12 protein-coding genes and 1 tRNA gene are annotated in these 17,094 nt (G+C 38.0%); 9 read left to right on the forward strand and 4 right to left on the reverse strand.

From position 1 onward, the window contains the following. The first annotated feature begins 245 nt into the window (after positions 1-245). Genes D0T60_RS08985 through D0T60_RS08995 form a run of 3 tightly spaced genes read left to right on the forward strand, consistent with a single transcriptional unit; the run spans position 246 to position 4,061 of the window. On the forward strand, positions 246-1,967 hold the full coding sequence (locus tag D0T60_RS08985) for a glutamine--tRNA ligase/YqeY domain fusion protein (protein ID WP_163217846.1): 1,722 nt from the start codon (positions 246-248) through the stop codon (positions 1,965-1,967). Continuing rightward, positions 1,964-3,397, forward strand: coding sequence for a CDC27 family protein (locus D0T60_RS08990; RefSeq protein WP_163217847.1), 1,434 nt, complete (start codon positions 1,964-1,966; stop codon positions 3,395-3,397). The genes D0T60_RS08985 and D0T60_RS08990 overlap by 4 nt, the downstream gene beginning before the upstream one ends. Positions 3,398-3,422: 25 nt before the next feature. Continuing rightward, positions 3,423-4,061 carry a DedA family protein gene (locus tag D0T60_RS08995; protein ID WP_163217848.1) on the forward strand — a complete coding sequence of 213 codons (639 nt, stop codon included), beginning with the start codon at positions 3,423-3,425 and terminating at the stop codon, positions 4,059-4,061. 66 nt (positions 4,062-4,127) lie between these two features. Here the strand turns inward: D0T60_RS08995 and tpx are convergent, their stop codons facing one another. Next, positions 4,128-4,628 (reverse strand): thiol peroxidase, encoded by a 501-nt coding sequence (gene tpx / locus D0T60_RS09000; RefSeq protein WP_163217849.1) that lies wholly within the window; start codon positions 4,626-4,628, stop codon positions 4,128-4,130. Positions 4,629-4,678: 50 nt separating this feature from the next. Further along, the gene (locus D0T60_RS09005) at positions 4,679-5,857 is read right to left on the reverse strand and encodes an exo-beta-N-acetylmuramidase NamZ domain-containing protein (protein WP_163217850.1); all 1,179 of its coding nucleotides are present in this window, start codon (positions 5,855-5,857) and stop codon (positions 4,679-4,681) included. A 69-nt stretch (positions 5,858-5,926) separates the two neighbouring features. Between D0T60_RS09005 and D0T60_RS09010 the strand changes: the two genes are divergently transcribed. Both D0T60_RS09010 and D0T60_RS09015 read left to right on the forward strand, forming a co-directional pair. Further along, on the forward strand, positions 5,927-6,463 hold the full coding sequence (locus D0T60_RS09010) for an HD domain-containing protein (protein WP_163217851.1): 537 nt from the start codon (positions 5,927-5,929) through the stop codon (positions 6,461-6,463). 91 nt (positions 6,464-6,554) lie between these two features. Next, positions 6,555-9,272, forward strand: a complete 2,718-nt coding sequence (locus D0T60_RS09015; RefSeq protein WP_163217852.1) for a putative LPS assembly protein LptD — start codon at positions 6,555-6,557, stop codon at positions 9,270-9,272. A 74-nt stretch (positions 9,273-9,346) separates the two neighbouring features. Here the strand turns inward: D0T60_RS09015 and ung are convergent, their stop codons facing one another. Together ung and asnA are read right to left on the reverse strand one after the other, a co-directional pair. Next, entirely contained in the window at positions 9,347-10,009 is a 663-nt protein-coding gene (ung, locus tag D0T60_RS09020; protein WP_163217853.1) for a uracil-DNA glycosylase, read from the reverse strand. Between the two features lie 124 nt (positions 10,010-10,133). Then, a complete protein-coding gene (gene asnA / locus D0T60_RS09025; protein WP_163217854.1) occupies positions 10,134-11,171 on the reverse strand; it encodes an aspartate--ammonia ligase in 1,038 nt (345 codons plus the stop codon). Positions 11,172-11,342: 171 nt separating this feature from the next. Between asnA and D0T60_RS09030 the strand changes: the two genes are divergently transcribed. The 4 genes from D0T60_RS09030 to D0T60_RS09045 all read left to right on the forward strand — a co-directional run bounded on the left by D0T60_RS09030 (position 11,343) and on the right by D0T60_RS09045 (position 17,076). Continuing rightward, a tRNA-Arg gene (locus D0T60_RS09030) sits at positions 11,343-11,415 on the forward strand. Between the two features lie 330 nt (positions 11,416-11,745). Further along, complete coding sequence (locus D0T60_RS09035) at positions 11,746-12,294, forward strand: RNA polymerase sigma factor (RefSeq protein WP_163217855.1); 549 nt, start codon at positions 11,746-11,748, stop codon at positions 12,292-12,294. Positions 12,295-12,470: 176 nt separating this feature from the next. Then, on the forward strand, positions 12,471-13,643 hold the full coding sequence (locus D0T60_RS09040) for a FecR family protein (protein WP_163217856.1): 1,173 nt from the start codon (positions 12,471-12,473) through the stop codon (positions 13,641-13,643). Positions 13,644-13,656: 13 nt separating this feature from the next. After that, positions 13,657-17,076 carry a SusC/RagA family TonB-linked outer membrane protein gene (locus D0T60_RS09045; RefSeq protein ID WP_163217857.1) on the forward strand — a complete coding sequence of 1,140 codons (3,420 nt, stop codon included), beginning with the start codon at positions 13,657-13,659 and terminating at the stop codon, positions 17,074-17,076. Positions 17,077-17,094 lie beyond the last annotated feature (18 nt).

Below are 17,094 nucleotides of genomic sequence, written 5' to 3' on the forward strand. Positions count from 1 at the left end.
TTTTCAAGGAGATACAGAAATGTTTTAATGAGATAATTAACTGAATAACAACATTTTAACTAACTGAATCAGCGAGTGATTTCAACTACTGATTCGCATTAATAATGTATCAGCTTTTCTGCGCAAAGATAGAAAATCTCTCTGTCGCGCATATTTCAAATAGATTACATTCACATTACAGCTTGCACATGATAAATAAATAATTTACTTTTGTAACTTCAAAAAAATGGTTAACACTTACTATTATGGCAGATAATCGGAATGAGGAAACTACAGAAAAGAAAAGCCTCAACTTTATAGAATTCGCAGTAGAAAATGACCTGAAAGAAGGTAAAAACGGTGGTAAAGTACAAACTCGTTTTCCGCCCGAGCCAAATGGATACCTGCATATTGGGCATGCCAAAGCTATTTGTCTTGATTTTGGATTAGCTCAAGAGCATAATGGTATTTGCAACCTGCGTTTTGATGATACCAACCCGGTAAAGGAAGATGTTGAATATGTAGACTCTATCAAAGAAGACATCCAATGGTTGGGCTTTGAATGGGGAAACATTTATTATGCTTCTGATTACTTTCAGCATCTATGGGATTTCGCCGTAGCTCTTATAAAAAAAGGGAAAGCTTATATTGATGAACAATCTGCCGAAGAAATAGCCAAACAGAAGGGAACCCCTACTCAACCCGGGGTAGATAGCCCTTATCGTAATCGCCCTATAGAAGAGAGTCTTGCTCTTTTTGAAAAGATGAATGCAGGCGAAATAGAAGAAGGTGCTATGGTGTTGCGCGCAAAAATAGATATGGCAAACGCAAACATGCATTTCCGCGACCCAATCATCTATCGTGTAATCAAACATCCGCATCATCGTACCGGCGATACTTGGAAAGCTTATCCGATGTACGACTTTGCACATGGACAAAGTGATTATTTCGAAGGAGTTACCCATTCATTATGTACACTCGAATTTGAAGTACATCGCCCACTATATGATTATTTTATTGATGAACTGATTGATATACCAACTCTTGGGGGTAAGGAAAACTATCGTCCACGTCAGATTGAGTTTAATCGTTTAAACCTTACATACACCGTAATGAGCAAACGTAAGTTGCTTACGCTGGTAAAAGAAAATCTGGTAAATGGATGGGACGACCCACGTATGCCGACTATTTGCGGTTTCCGTCGTCGCGGTTATTCTCCGGAAGCGATTCGCAATTTCATCAATATGATTGGATATACCAAATACGAAGCCTTAAACGATATTAGTTTGCTTGAAGCTGCTGTGCGCGAAGACTTAAACAAACGTTCCACACGTGTTTCGGCTGTTCTCAATCCGATAAAACTAATTATTACCAACTATCCGGAAGGACAAGTGGAAGTAATGGAAGCAATCAACAACCCGGAAGATGAAACAGCCGGAAGTCACCCCATTGAGTTTAGCCGTGAGCTATGGATGGAACGTGAAGACTTTATGGAAGATGCTCCAAAAAAATTCTTCCGTATGACTCCCGGACAAGAAGTTCGTTTAAAAAGTGCCTACATTGTAAAATGTACCGGCTGCAAGAAAGATGAAAACGGAGAAGTAGTAGAAGTTTATTGCGAATACGATCCTAATACCAAAAGCGGCATGCCGGAAAGCGGACGAAAAGTAAAAGGAACACTACATTGGGTAAGTTGTGCACACAGTATATCAGCCGAAGTACGTTTATACGACCGACTTTTCAAGGTAGAAAACCCGGGAGCCGAACAGGATGCTGATTTCCGGGAGCTGCTAAACCCCGATTCATTAAAAGTGCAGAAATGTTATGTCGAAAAATACCTGAAAGAACTCCCCCCTCTTTCATATCTGCAATTTCAACGTATCGGATATTTCAATATAGATAAAGACTCAACCTCGGAACAATTAATATTTAACCGTACTGTTGGTTTGAAAGATAACTGGGGGAAAATAAATACGCAAAATAAATGATGAATGATAACTCAGGGCCGGAAAAAGATTTTAACCGGCTCTTAGAGCAATTTGAAACAGCAAGGGAAACAAACAAAACGATTTACTTAGATTCGGAAGATTATTGTGATATTGCTAACTTCTACTTGAGAGAAAATGCAATAGAAAATGGTCACGACGCTATAAATCGTGGTTTAAAGATACACCCTAATCATACAGTTCTTTTATCCATACAAGTTAGCCTGTACATTGCAGAAGACAAGCTAACAGAAGCAAGAGAAGTGTTAGAAAGCATTCCGAATAGAAATAATATTTATGCCAGAGTAGCCGAAGGAGAACTACTTACTCATGAAGGAGAAAAAGAAGTTGCTAGAACCATATTGAAAAGCATCAAAATGGAAGACCTGAAAGGAGATTTTTCTCTGATGGTCACCATAACATTCTTATTCTCTCAATTAGAAATGCCGGATGAAGCGCTTGAATGGATCCACGCAAATATATTAAATAATCCATCCGAAGATGAGGTATTCAAAGCAGCTTTAGCAGAAGGTTACTCCATTCTTGGAATGAATGATGAAGCTTCACTACTTTATAACGAGCTATTAGACACTGATCCTTACAACTCTGAATATTGGATTGGACTGGCTAATTGTTTATTTGGTCAGGCAGAATACAATAAAGTAATAGAAGCTATAGACTTTGCGCTGGTTTCCGATGAAAGTAACGGTGAAGCACACAGCCTTAAAGCCAATGCATTTTTGCAGCTTAACAATTATGAAAAAGCACTTGAAGAATATCAGTTGAGCGACCTTAGCCCACTATATCTTCATTTATTTATGGGGTATTGTTATATAGGCTTACAACAAGACGAAGTAGCCTATTACCAATTTTCCGAGGCATTAGAGCATACCGAAATCGATGATACGATCTCTATCCATATCATACAAAATATAGTGAGATGTGCCCGCGCCATCGGAAAAGATAAAGAAGCATACGATTATTGCATACTTTTAGAGAATAATTTTCCAGATCTTGCAGACGGTTTTCTGCTTCACGGAACATTATATATGGAAGATGGTGATTTAACAGAAGCTCTTAGTTATTGGCAGAAAGCATTAAAGATTTCCAATTCAGCTTTTGTATGGTATCAAATGGCTACTTCTACCTTTAATGCCGGTTATTATAGCAACGCTGAACCTTTCTTCGAAAAAGTTGAATTGCTTGAACCTGATTACGAAGAAACGAATCGTTACCTCACTACTTTATATTTGTACTTAGGAGATGTGGAAAAATTTCTCATTTACAGAAACAAGTTATTTTTAAGTTTAGAGACAGAGGTTCATCCCGATATAGATACGCTCTTACAGATATTAAAAATCGATTACTCTGATCTTACTCCCGAAGCCAATCTATTGCTTCTGAGACTTGAAAATGATAAATTATACGACTAAATAACAATAATTATAAAAACAAAAAATGGAATCTGTTGCATTTATACAATGGTGTTTAGATCATCTTAACTACTGGACGATCACTTTATTAATGGCAGTTGAGAGTTCTTTTATTCCATTCCCATCCGAGGTAGTTGTACCTCCTGCTGCATACAAAGCAGCAGTAAACGATGAGATGAATATCTATCTGGTAGTTCTATTTGCCACTATCGGGGCTAATATAGGAGCCTTAATCAATTATTATCTGGCAAAATGGTTGGGACGACCTATCGTTTACAAATTTGCCAACAGCCGTTTTGGACATATATGCCTTATAGATGAAGCAAAAGTACAACATGCCGAAGCTTATTTTGATAAGCATGGAGCTCTTTCTACATTTATTGGCAGATTAATTCCGGCTGTTCGTCAACTTATATCCATTCCGGCAGGTCTTGCCAAGATGAAGTTATCGACTTTTCTTATTTATACTACACTTGGAGCGGGAATATGGAATACTATATTAGCAGCTATTGGCTATTATTTATCAACAGTTCCAGGCATCGAAACCGAAGAGCAACTCTTGGCCAAAGTAACCGAATACAGCAAGGAAATTGGGTATATTTTTATCGGAATAGCTATTTTCGTGGTAGGGTTCCTTGTATATAAAGGAATGAAAAAGAAGTAGTTAGGAGTTAGAAGTCAGTAGTTAGTTTAAGTACAATTCCTAACTACTGACTACTAAAATACACTACTAAATCAAAGCCGCCAAAGCCTTATCATAATCCGGTTCCTGAGTAATTTCAGGCACTAATTCAGTATAAATCACTTTACCTTCTTTGTTTATCACTACCACAGAGCGAGCTAACAACCCTGCAAGTGGACCATCTTCCATAAGTACACCATATTCTTTATCGAAACCTGATACACGGAAGTCGGATAGAGCAATTACATGATCAATACCTTCTATAGTACAAAAGCGAGCATGTGCAAAAGGTAAATCTTTCGAAATTGCTAATACTACAGTTTCTTTCATACCTGAAGCCAGCTTATTAAATTTACGTACAGAAGCTGCACATATACCGGTATCCAAACTTGGGAATATATTTAATACTACATTCTTACCCTTCAATTGACTTAAAGATAAAGAAGACAAATCGGTCTTTACTAATTTAAAATCCGGAGCCATTGCTCCCATTTTTACAAATTCGCCGGCTATTTTCACCGGATTTCCACTAAACTTCGTAGCTGCCATATAAAATTCATTTTATTAGTTTACTATGTCTGATGTAAACAAACAATCTGCTATAAAAGTTCATAAAGCAAATAGCGGGATCTCATATTATTGTATTGTTCTAACTCTTCCTTCCACATTGCACGTATTTCCGGCTCTTGTTTATTTGCCAATATGGCTTTCCGTACACTGTCAGTCCCCATTAATAAGTCCATCCAACGAGCACGCGAGAAGAAAGCTTCGCCTTCACCCGATTTTTTATAAAAGTCGAGTACATATTTAAGCGTAAAACCGTTAACGCTTGCTTCTTCTCTTAAATCAATTCCATAACACAATTGATCTTTATACATCGGATTTTTATCAAATCCCGGTAAAGAGCGCGGCGTAAATGTAAAGGTGCCATATTTCTTATCAGGAGCACCCAATACCTGGAAAGCAAAAACAGTACCTCGACCCACACTTATTTTTGTAGCTTCAAATGGGCAAAGAGAAGCGTACAGTTGTATAGACTGATCATTTGGTAGATTAGGAGATGGCTTTATAGGCAAAGAATAAGGTTGCCCATGCTTCCAGCCTTTTACTGGAATTACTTTAAGTTGACAACTATTCTTTTTACCATGCAACCAACCTTCTCCATTTATCATTTGTGCCAGTTCTCCCACAGTGCAACCATGCAAAATGGGTATCTGATGCATCCCCACAAAGCTCTTAAAACGTGGTTTTAATACAGGACCATCTACATAATCGCAAGGATTGGGTCGATCTAATACTATAAATTCTTTATTATTTTCGGCACAAGCTTCCATAACATAATGCATGGTGCTAATATATGTATAAAAACGGGCACCAACATCTTGAATATCGAATACAATGACATCTAAATTATTTAGTTGTTCGGCAGTAGGTTTCTTGTTTTTTCCATATAAAGACAAGATAGGTACTCCGGTACGTACATCTTTACCATTTCGAACGGTTTCTCCTGCATCAGCATCTCCCCGGAAACCATGTTCGGGTGCAAATACAGACACTATATTTACTCCGGAGCTTTTTAAAGTATCTAATAAATGTACCTGACCATCACCAACAACAGAAGTATGATTAACAACCAACCCCACACATTTTCCCTCCAACAATGGTAGATATTCACTTATGCGAAAAGCACCTGGAAGTATCTCTGCTTTTGTAATGATCGGATATATCGCAAGTATAAAGACAAACAATACACTTCTTAAAAAGTAATTTGTATTCATATCTATGAGAACTTTTTTGTAATATTGCACAAAAATATCAAATACCTTCTATAAGAACAACGTTTTTAAATGATAGCTACACATATTATAGATAAATATTATCCTGAGAACAATGAGCTGAAACACATTTTATTGACTCATAGTCGTTCTGTAGCAGATAAGGCACTGTGGATTGCCAATAAACACCCGGAACTGAATCTTGATAAAAATTTCCTGTATGAAGCTTCTTTATTGCATGATATCGGCATCTTTATGACAAATGCCCCCAATATATATTGCTTTGGAGATTCTCCATATATTTGTCATGGATATTTAGGAGCCGAATTAATGCGCAAAGAGGGGTATACAGAATATGCTTTTGTATGTGAACGGCATACGGGTGCCGGACTATCTTTAAAAGAAATAATAGAAAGAGACTTACCTGTACCTCATAAAGAGATGATTCCAATAAGACTGGAAGAGCAAGTTGTATGTTTTGCCGATAAATTCTTCTCCAAAACACACCTCGATCAAGAGAAATCTGTGGAGAAAGCACGGAAAAGTATAGCAAAACATGGTGAAGAAGGCGTAATACGCTTCAATCATTGGTGTGATTTGTTTTTATAGGCACTAAAAAATAATTAAAAAAGAATATTCCCTCTCATAATTAATGAAGAATGTGTACTTTTGCCACTTGTAGCGTAAACACATAATCTTGATGACGCATTTGGAAAAAAAAACAATCATATCGTTTCTACTACTATTCGTTTTTCTTTTGCTGCCGGAGGAAGCTATGGCTCAACGCAGAAGAAAGCATGCGGAGGCACCCGATAAAATAACGATAACCCCGATAGACTCATTACAGCAAGATTCTCTGTTGCAAGATAGTATTCCCATTGATACTGTTCCGGCAAAAAAGAAACAGCCATTAGATGCCCCAGTTGTTTATGAGGCCAATGACTCCATCATCTTTGAACAAGGTGGATTTGCGCACTTATACGGACAAGGAAAGGTAAACTACGAAAAGATAGAGCTTACCTCCGAAATAATCACCATGAATATGGATAGCAGTTCGGTATATGCCCGTGGCTCTACCGACTCATTAGGTACAACCAAAGGAGAACCCGTATTTAAAGATGGCGAAACCCCATACGAAACTAAAACAATCCGGTACAATTTCAAGAGTAAACGAGGAATTATCAGTAATGTTGTTACTCAGCAAGGAGAAGGTTATCTGGTTGGAATAGATGTAAAAAAAGGAGCTGATGATGAATTCTTCATGAAAACAGCTACCTATAGTACATGTGATCATCATGACCATCCTCACTTCTACATACAGGCTATCCGTGCTAAAAAGAAAGGGAAAAACGTGATTACCGGACCCGCTTATCTGGTTATTGAAGATGTGCCTTTACCATTTGCATTACCATTTTTCTACTTCCCAATGAGCGAAAGCTATTCTTCCGGATTTATTATGCCGACTTATATGGACGACTCACAACGTGGTTTCGGACTTACCGGAGGAGGATACTATTTTGCTTTCAGTGAGATAATGGATGCTAAAGTTATTGGAGATATCTTTACCAAAGGATCGTGGGCTTTGGGAGTAGAAACCAATTATCTGAAACGCTACAAATACTCCGGAGCCTTGCAAGCCAATTATCAAGTCAGCAAAACAGGCGACAAAAACATGCCGGACTACGCTGTAAATAAAGACTTCAAGATTATATGGTCGCACCGTCAGGATGCTAAAGCAAGCCCAAACAGCACCTTTTCTGCCAGTGTAAACTATACTACAAGTAGTTATGAAAGAAATAATCTGGGGAATTATTACAACCCGCAATTGCAATCACAAAATACTAAAACATCAAGTATCAGCTACTCCCGTAGTTTCCCGGATCAAAAGTTAACTCTTTCCAGTACTTTCAATATTGCTCAAACAATGAGAGATTCGTCCATTGCAGTAACTCTTCCGGATTTAAACATTTCTTTGAGCCGTATATACCCTCTTAAAAAGAAAAACAGAGTGGGAGAAGAAAAGTGGTATGAGAAGATTTCATTGAGCTATTCCGGACGTTTAACTAACAGCATTAGAACAAAAGATGATCAGCTCTTTAACTCCAGTTTAGTGAAAGATTGGTCTAATGGTATGAGCCATAATGTTCCTGTTAGTGCAACTTTTACTCTATTCAATTACTTTAATGTTACTCCTTCGGTTAATTACACCGAACGTTGGCATACAAAGAAAATTAAGCAGGACTGGGATTACGAAACCAATCGTTTAGCTCCTACAGATACTATATATGGTTTTCACCGAGACTACAACTACTCCGCAAGTGTTAGTGTGAATACAAAATTATATGGTATGTACAAGCCGTTGTTCATGAAGAGTAAGGAACTACAAATACGTCATGTATTTACACCTCAGGTAAGTTTAAGTGCTTCTCCGGACTTCACAACATCCGGTTATGGTTTCAACGAAATAGTACACTATACAGATACTGAAGGAAATCCACAGACTACAACTTACTACCTCTATCAAGGACAGCCGATGGGAAGCAATCCAAGCAAACGCTCAGGAACCATTAATTTCAGTGTAGCTAACAATGTAGAGATGAAGATGAAAACAGAGAGAGACTCAACCGGCTACAAAAAAGTAAGCTTAATTGATGATCTGAGTGCCAGCATGTCTTACAACACAGCAGCACAAGTAAGACCTTGGAGTGATCTTTCTATGAATCTTCGTTTAAAGCTATCTAAAAGCTATACATTCAGTTTAAATACTTCATTTGCTACGTATGCCTATACATTTGATGATAAAGGAAATGTAGTAGTTGGCGATCGTACAGAATGGTCTTATGGACGCTTTGGACGTTTCAGAGGTTGGAATACGTCATTCAACTACACATTCAATAATGATACCTGGAAAAAGTGGTTTGCTCCTAAAGAAGGTAAAGAAGACACCAATAAGGAAGCTAAAACGGAAGACGAAGAGCTACAGGAAGAGGAAGTTCCTGCAAAACGTGTAGAAAAAGCTAAAGCCGGAGCAGATGGATATCAAGCATTCCAAATGCCTTGGTCGCTCAACTTTAATTATGGTGTAACCATTCAGGAAGACACTTCCAAGCCTATTAATGAGAAAACAATGCGTTACCCTTATTCGCTTAGACATACATTAAATTTCTCGGGAAATGTAAAGCTTACCAACAAATGGAATGTGAACTTTAACTCGGGGTATGATTTCGATGCAAAAGAAATCACTCAAACCACCTTTAATGTTTCGCGTGACTTACACTGTTTTAATATTACTGCCAGTTTTTCTCCATTTGGCCGTTGGAAGTCATACAACTTCACCATTCGTGCCAGCTCGCAAATTCTTCAGGATTTGAAATGGGAACAAAGAAGCCAGAGTCAAAGCAATATACAGTGGTATTAAACAAATAAATTGCACTATATAATGTTTCTTTTTGAACCGCGTAACTCTGCGGTTCAAACTAAAAAGCGCGTCGTTTACCAATTAATCTCCTGAATATTATTTGCTTTTAAATATTCATTGGCACGACTAAAATGTTTGTTACCAAAAAAGCCGTTATGAGCAGATAGTGGAGAAGGATGTGCAGAGCTTAGCACCAAATGTTTATTCCGATCAATGAAAGCCCCTTTCTTTTGTGCATAAGCTCCCCAAAGAATAAACACCAAATGCTCTCGCTGTTCTGCCAATGCACGGATAGCAGCATCCGTAAATGACTCCCACCCTTTTCTTTGATGAGATCCGGCTTGATGAGCACGTACTGTCAGCGTGGCATTCAGCAACAGAACTCCCTGTTCTGCCCAACGAGTAAGATTTCCTGTTGTTGGAGGTTCGGTTCCAATATCACTCTTTATTTCTTTAAAAATATTAACTAAAGAAGGAGGAAATGGTATACCATCATTTACAGAAAAACAAAGTCCGTGAGCTTGCCCGGGACCATGATAAGGATCTTGCCCTATAATTACGACTTTTATTTTATCGAAAGGACAAAGATTAAATGCATTAAAGATAAGTTTACCGGGAGGGTATATTTGATAGGTTGTATATTCGTTTTTTACGAACTCTGTCAGTGCACGAAAATAATCTTTTTCAAATTCAGGTTGTAATTGTTCTTTCCAACTGTCTTCTATCTGTACGTTCATTTTAGCTTTTGGGGTTTAAAGTTTGTGAGTTTATAAGTTTATAGATATTGTTCTACTTTGTAAAAAGTATGGCAACTAAGATACAGAAAAACCTATAAACCCAAAAACTTATAAACCTAAAAACCTAAATCAAAGGCATATTTAATTCCATACACTCTTTTCGCATCTCGTCCGGCCAGATGCTTGCTTGAATCTCACCGATATGAGCTTTACGCAGATAGAATAAACAGAGTCTGGATTGTCCGATACCTCCTCCGATAGAGAGTGGTAAAGAATCGTTCATCAGTCGTTTATGAAAATAAAGTTCAAGTCGGGCTTCTTCTCCTTTTTCTTTTAACTGTTTTAATAATGCATCTTTATCTACCCGAATACCCATAGAAGAAAGTTCGATTGAACGTTGTAAAACTTCATCCCAAACCAAAAGATCTCCATTGAGTCCAGCTAAACCATTAGAGTCAAGGGTGGTATAGTCGTCATAATCGGGTGCCCGTCCATCATGTTTCTTTCCATTACTTAATTTGCCACCTATACCTATAATAAATACGGCTCCATATTTTTTAGCAATAGCATCTTCACGACCTTTAGGATCAAGTTCCGGATAAAGTTGAAGAAGTTCTTCTGAATGTATAAAATGTATTTTAGCAGGAAGCCAAGGCTTAATTTGTGGATACATTTCGTAAACCATATATTCCGTACGAATCATGGCAGCATAAATACGATTTACGATTTCTTTCAGGAACTCAACATTTCGATCTTCGGTTGTAATAACGCGTTCCCAATCCCACTGATCTACATATAATGAGTGTAAGTTGCCCATTTCTTCGTCCGGACGAATGGCATTCATATCTGTATAAATTCCATATCCCGGCTCAATACCATAATCGGCAAGAGTCAATCTCTTCCATTTCGCTAAAGAATGTACAACTTCTGCGCTTACCTCTCCCATATCTTTAATAGGAAAAGCCACCGGACGTTCTATTCCATTCAAATCATCGTTAATACCCATGCCTTTCAATACAAACAAAGGTGCAGTAACACGACGCAATCTCAACTCTGAAGAGAGATTCATTTGAAAGAAATCTTTTATTTGTTTAATGCCAAGCTCTGTCTGCTTTAAATCCAACAAAGGTTTATATCCCTTTGGTTTTATCAAATAGCTCATATATGCTGCCTTTTTATTTATTATTTGTACGCAAATATAGAAATAATATTTAATATATAATGCATATTTATCGAAATCAAGAACAAAATGATTCTTTATAGGTGATATTAACAAAAAAGAGTAATTCATTAGGAAGCTCCCAAGTTTTTTTATACTTTTGCATTCGGATTTGGCTCCGTAGCTTAGTGAATAGAGCGTCAGATTCCGGTTCTGAAGGTCGCGCGTTTGAATCGCGCCGGGGTCACACAGAAGGTCTTTGAGAGGTTTTTCATAGACCTTTATTGTTTTATAGAGGGTTTTGTTCAATTCTCAGATAGGCAGATTCTCATTTCTCTCAGCAGCTTGAGAATATTTTCTCAACGGCTTGAGTACAAATACTCAAGAGCTTAAGAATTAATACTCAACGGCTTGAGAATAAATACTCAAACCGATGAGATTTAGCCTTAACTTGAGCCCCACCATTTCATGAGGCTGAGTATTGAATAATCCAGGTTGCTAAATTTCCAAGAATAAATCACATTCAAATTATTTTCATATATTTGTATGGTCTTAAACTATTACGCCCTAATTTGGAATGGATATAGTCGATAAAATTAGAACAGGAGATGAAAAAGCATTCAAGCAACTTTTCCTGAAATTCTATCCTCTGTTATGTGGGATAGCCGACAACTATCTCAAAGACGAAAATCTCAGCAAAGATATGGCTCAGGAAGCTTTTATCAGGCTGTGGAATAAAAAAGAAGGTTTCGAGCACCTGCTGGCTATTAAATCATTTCTATTCATTACTGTCAAAAATCTTTGCCTGAACCATATACGCGATCACAGAACAGAATCATTACCCATCACAGAAATATCGGATAACCCCGAAGCGGATTTCGAAGCTATTTTGTTAGAAGAAGAAGCCATCAATCTTTTATATACAGCCATCAACCAATTGCCTTCTCAAAGCAGCAAAATTATAAAGATGTCTATAAAAGGGTTAAAGAATCAAGAAATTGCAGAGAAATTGGGCATATCAGTCAACACTGTCAAAACGTTAAAATATAATGCCATTAAAAAGCTAAAAGATATTCTGAAAGAAAACATCGTTATTCTACTTTTTTTCATGAAGCTTATGGGCTAATTAGCAAGAAAATCACTTTCCTAAGAAAAAAAACGCTTTCTCCATTCATCCTTTTTTGCATTTACGTGTTTTAATTAACAGAGAGGGGAAATAATCTGATTATTTATGCAATAACAGATTGTTTGCTTTCAAAGCATATCTATATCACATAGTTAAAACTAATACGCGTATAAAGGATGAAAACATTTAATATACATTCACAGATAGCTGAACTGATAGCGAAAGACTTAACGTCCGTCATATCCGATAGTGAAAAACAAGAACTGGAAAGCTGGCTGAATGCAAAAAAAGAGCATCGCCTTATTTATAATAAGATTAAAAGCAGATTAGAAAACAAAGAGAATAAATCATATTACGACTCTAAAGAACTTATAAAAGAATGGAATAAGCTTCATAAAACCATTCCTTTCAAAAGAAAAAAGAAAGCCCTTACATTTATAAAATATGCAGCAGCAACTGCCGCAATCATTGTTATGGGGATATTTATGTATAATTATACCGATAAGTATTATAGTGAACCGCTAAACATTGTTCAGGCGCCACTCATCCCTCCCGGCACCAATAAGGCGGTCTTAACATTGGCCGACGGAAAACAAATTATATTGGAAGAGGTTCAGGAAGACAGCATAAGCGCTTCCGGCTCATTTATAGAGAAAAAAGAAGGCTCTTTAAAGTATCTTGAAAACGAGCAGATAGTTGAGCCTCAACTAAACACATTATACATACCTAAGGGTGGCGAGTACAAACTTATTCTATCGGACGGAACCACCGTGTGGCTAAATTCAGATACAGAAATAACTTATCCCGTGAAATTTACCGGAAAAGAGCGCCTTGTAATGATTAAAGGAGAGGCTTTTTTCGATGTACAAAAGAATCCCGATCAGCCTTTTATAGTAAAAACCCAAGAAGATATATGCGTTAAAGTATTGGGAACTCAATTCAATATTTCGGCTTATGAAACCGATGCATCTATTACAACTACGGTAAATACCGGAAAAGTGGAAATGGGTAGCCATAGTCGGCAAGTGATTATTGAGCCTCATTACCAAGTTATTTTCAACAAAAAAGAAATGTACTTTAGTAAGATAGCCGTAGATTCCGATACGTATTCGGCATGGAAAGACGGCAAATTCATCTTCGACAACAAACGCCTTGAGGACATTATGAAAACACTTGCCAGATGGTACGACGTAAGCATCGAGTATGAAGATGAATCGGTAAAAGACATTCGCTTCAGCGGCGATCTGGAACGATACAAAGACTTCTCAACTTCTTTGAAGATGCTTGAAAAAGTAACAAAGATTAAATTTAAAATAAGCGAAACCACTATTAATGTTTTTAAACTGTAAAATTTCCGTATTTATGAAGAAGGCAAAGAATTTTTATGCCTTAAGACATCGTAAAGACTGGCTTAAGAATCTCAGTATGATGAGGGTATTTTTTATACTCTTGGTATTAATCGCTTTTGCTATTCCGGCTAAAGGATTCTCACAACGGAACATCTCATTAGACCTTGAGAATTCGAACTTGGTCGAAATTATCAAAGCCGTAAGAAACTCGTCGGGATATCGTTTCCTATATAGCGACAATGAAGTGAGTAGGTACAACAACCGAGACTTCAAGGTGAACAACGCAGGTATGAAGGAAGTAATGGAGGAACTTCTGAAAGAAACATCATTGACTTATGAAGTTGAAAATGAAGTAATTATCATTAAGCCTAAAAATGAAGAAACACGCCAGGCTCCGGGCAACATTATCATCAGAGGAAAAGTGGTGGATCAGTATGGAGCAACTCTTCCGGGTGCTTCGATTCGCATAAAAGAAACCCAAACCGGTACTATAACAAACGACGAAGGTAGCTTTGCGTTTTCTGTACCTAAAACAAAAGAAGATATCATACTCGTAATTTCTTTTGTGGGTTTGAAAACAAAAGAGGTTAAATACACCGGACAGAAAGATTTACGGGTAATGCTGGTGGAAGATGAAGAACAAATGGAGGAGGTAATCGTTACAGGTATCTTCACGCGAAAGAAAGAAGGATTTACCGGTTCTACTACAAAGATTACGCACGAAGAAATAAAACAATATGCTTCGGGCAATGTATTGAAGGCACTTGAAATTGTAGACCCCAGCTTTAAAATAGAAACCAGCAACCTTGCCGGGTCTAACCCGAATGCGGTAGCCAATTTCTCATTAAGAGGTCAGGCCAGTTTGGGCGATTATATGGAAAATGATGCTGTAATGCTGCGTGGAGATTATAATAGCCGCCCCAATCAACCGCTATTCGTGTTGGATGGTGTTATTGGAGTATCGTCTACCGCCATTACCGACATCGACCCCGATCAGGTAGAGTCTATCACGATTCTGAAAGATGCAGCGGCCACCGTAATTTATGGTTCGGAAGCTGCCAACGGAGTAGTTGTAGTAGAAACAAGACGTCCGGTATCCGGAAAGTTAAGATTCTCGTATAGTGGAGTATATGGACTTTCAACCCCCGATTTGAGCCAGTATAACCTTGCTGATGCACGCGAAAAACTCGAAATCGAAGAACTTGCAGGATATTATAACACCAACGACATTGAAATTCTAAGATACTACACCACCCTGAAACGTCAGGTAGAAAAAGGAGTAGATACCGACTGGCTTGCCAAACCGGTGCAGAATGCATTTACTCATCGCCACGGGTTAAACATCGAAGGAGGAGAACAATCGCTCAGATACAAAGTTTATTTGGGTGCCAGTTTCGCGCCCGGTGTTATGAGAAATACCGACCTGAACACAAAGAGCGGACGCGTTGATGTTCAATATCGTTCGGGCAAATTTATGTTTATGAATCAAACATATTTGGATTATTCAAAAGGTCGTCGGGAGTCTAATTACGGACAATTTTCATTGTATACTCAAATGAATCCTTACTACACTCCATACGATGAATATGGTAACATTAAGAAAAATCTTAGTCCCAATCTCGCTATTGGCGGTTACGACCCCAAACAGTTAAATCCGCTTTGGAATACATTGTTCGACTCCAGAAACGAAACACAAGGGTTCACTGTAAAAGAAGCCCTCAAAGTAGAGTACAATCCGATAGAAAATATGCGTCTGGCTGCCGATTTCACAATCAGCAGGTTTGATGAAAGTGTAGATATCTTCAAATCGACAGAACACACCGAAATGGAATACTTTACAGACCCTTCACGCAAAGGAAGCTTTACCAAATCCGAAAGAGAAGGCTGGGATTACCGATTGATGCTTACAGGATCTTACAATAAATTGTTCAACAAAGATCATTTAATGTCACTCTACGCTCAATATATGATGAATGAGAGTTACAATACAAACTATTCATTAAACATGAGCGGATATCCTAACGATAAATTATCAGAGTTTTACATGGGTACTACATACAACAGTTTAGGAGGAAATGAAAGCCGGACACGTAAGTTGGGTTTTGCTTTCACGGCCAACTACTCTTATAAAGAACGGTATGCATTTGACTATAGTATGCGTTTGGATGCTTCCTCACAGTTTGGTAAAGACAAACGGTTCGCCCCTTTCTGGTCGGTTGGAGCACGCTGGAATGCAAACAAGGAAAAATTCATTAAAGACCTGAATGTATTCGACGAATTGGTTCTCAGAACCTCTTATGGTATAACCGGTGTGCAAGGGTTCGACTCTTACCAGGCGCTACAGATGTACACCTATACCAATACCATGAAAGAGTATCTCAGTTCGGACGTAATAGGTGCCGAATTATACAGCATGGGAAATCCGGATTTGAAATGGCAACAAACCAAAAACTACAATGCTGCTCTTGATTTCACCATTCTAAAAGGTTTGGTTAGTCTTAAATTAGAGTATTATTACAAATACACGGATAATATGTTGTTAGGACTGAATATGGCACCATCTACCGGATTCACAAGCATTCAAGACAATCTGGGGTGTATATCCAACAAAGGATTTGAATTTGGTTTCAGACTGACTCCTTATAAAGATGCTTCTAAACAAGCATACTGGAATATTTTAGTAAACGGAGTACGCAACCGCAGTAAAATTGAAAAAATATCCGATGCGTTGAAACAACAGAACGAAGACCAGAAAAACAAAATGGGCGAATATAACCGTCCGCTACCCGTTTACGAGAGCGGATACTCTCCGAGTGCTATATGGGCAGTGCAATCTGCCGGTATCGATGCAGTAACCGGAAAGGAAATATTCATCACCCGGGAAGGAGAACTAACCACCCAATGGTCGACAAATGATCTTGTAAGAGTGGGAGATACAGAACCTGATTGGTCGGGAACATTGGCATCGACCTTTGCCTATAAAGGTCTTACATTAACCGTAGCAGGAAGATACACCTTTGGCGGACAAAAATACAATCGTACTTTAGTAGATAAGGTAGAGAATGCCGACTTACGCCTGAACGTAGATAAAAGAGTATTGTACGACCGCTGGCAAAAGCCGGGAGATGTTGCTTCTTTCAAAGGTCTTTCCGGAAGCGACCCAAGCAGTGAGTATCTGACTACATTAAGAGATATAACCAAATCTACTTCGCGGTTTGTTATGAAGAATAATGAGTTCGCTATTTCAACCATCAACCTCTCTTATCGCATGGACAACAAAAAACACCCATTCCTTAACCGCTTGGGAGTAAGTGCTGCAACTGTAGGTTGCTACTTTGAAGACATTCTTCGGTTATCTACCATTAAAATGGAAAGAGGGATAGAATATCCTTTCTCCAGATCTTACTCAATGTCTTTAAACCTAATATTTTAATAAATTATAAGGAGAACT

Origin of the sequence: Bacteroides sp. 224, from assembly GCF_010500995.1 — a bacterium.
In the GTDB taxonomy this organism is placed as follows: Bacteria; Bacteroidota; Bacteroidia; order Bacteroidales; family Bacteroidaceae; genus Bacteroides.

Excerpts from the sequence above, each read along its gene's own strand:
- D0T60_RS08985 (WP_163217846.1), top strand. The coding sequence starts at position 246 with ATGGCAGATAATCGGAATGAGGAAACTACAGAAAAGAAAAGCCTCAAC.
- D0T60_RS08990 (WP_163217847.1), top strand. The coding sequence starts at position 1,964 with ATGATGAATGATAACTCAGGGCCGGAAAAAGATTTTAACCGGCTCTTA.
- D0T60_RS08995 (WP_163217848.1), top strand. The coding sequence starts at position 3,423 with ATGGAATCTGTTGCATTTATACAATGGTGTTTAGATCATCTTAACTAC.
- tpx (WP_163217849.1), bottom strand. The coding sequence starts at position 4,628 with ATGGCAGCTACGAAGTTTAGTGGAAATCCGGTGAAAATAGCCGGCGAA.
- D0T60_RS09005 (WP_163217850.1), bottom strand. The coding sequence starts at position 5,857 with ATGAATACAAATTACTTTTTAAGAAGTGTATTGTTTGTCTTTATACTT.
- D0T60_RS09010 (WP_163217851.1), top strand. The coding sequence starts at position 5,927 with ATGATAGCTACACATATTATAGATAAATATTATCCTGAGAACAATGAG.
- D0T60_RS09015 (WP_163217852.1), top strand. The coding sequence starts at position 6,555 with ATGACGCATTTGGAAAAAAAAACAATCATATCGTTTCTACTACTATTC.
- ung (WP_163217853.1), bottom strand. The coding sequence starts at position 10,009 with ATGAACGTACAGATAGAAGACAGTTGGAAAGAACAATTACAACCTGAA.
- asnA (WP_163217854.1), bottom strand. The coding sequence starts at position 11,171 with ATGAGCTATTTGATAAAACCAAAGGGATATAAACCTTTGTTGGATTTA.
- D0T60_RS09035 (WP_163217855.1), top strand. The coding sequence starts at position 11,746 with ATGGATATAGTCGATAAAATTAGAACAGGAGATGAAAAAGCATTCAAG.
- D0T60_RS09040 (WP_163217856.1), top strand. The coding sequence starts at position 12,471 with ATGAAAACATTTAATATACATTCACAGATAGCTGAACTGATAGCGAAA.
- D0T60_RS09045 (WP_163217857.1), top strand. The coding sequence starts at position 13,657 with ATGAAGAAGGCAAAGAATTTTTATGCCTTAAGACATCGTAAAGACTGG.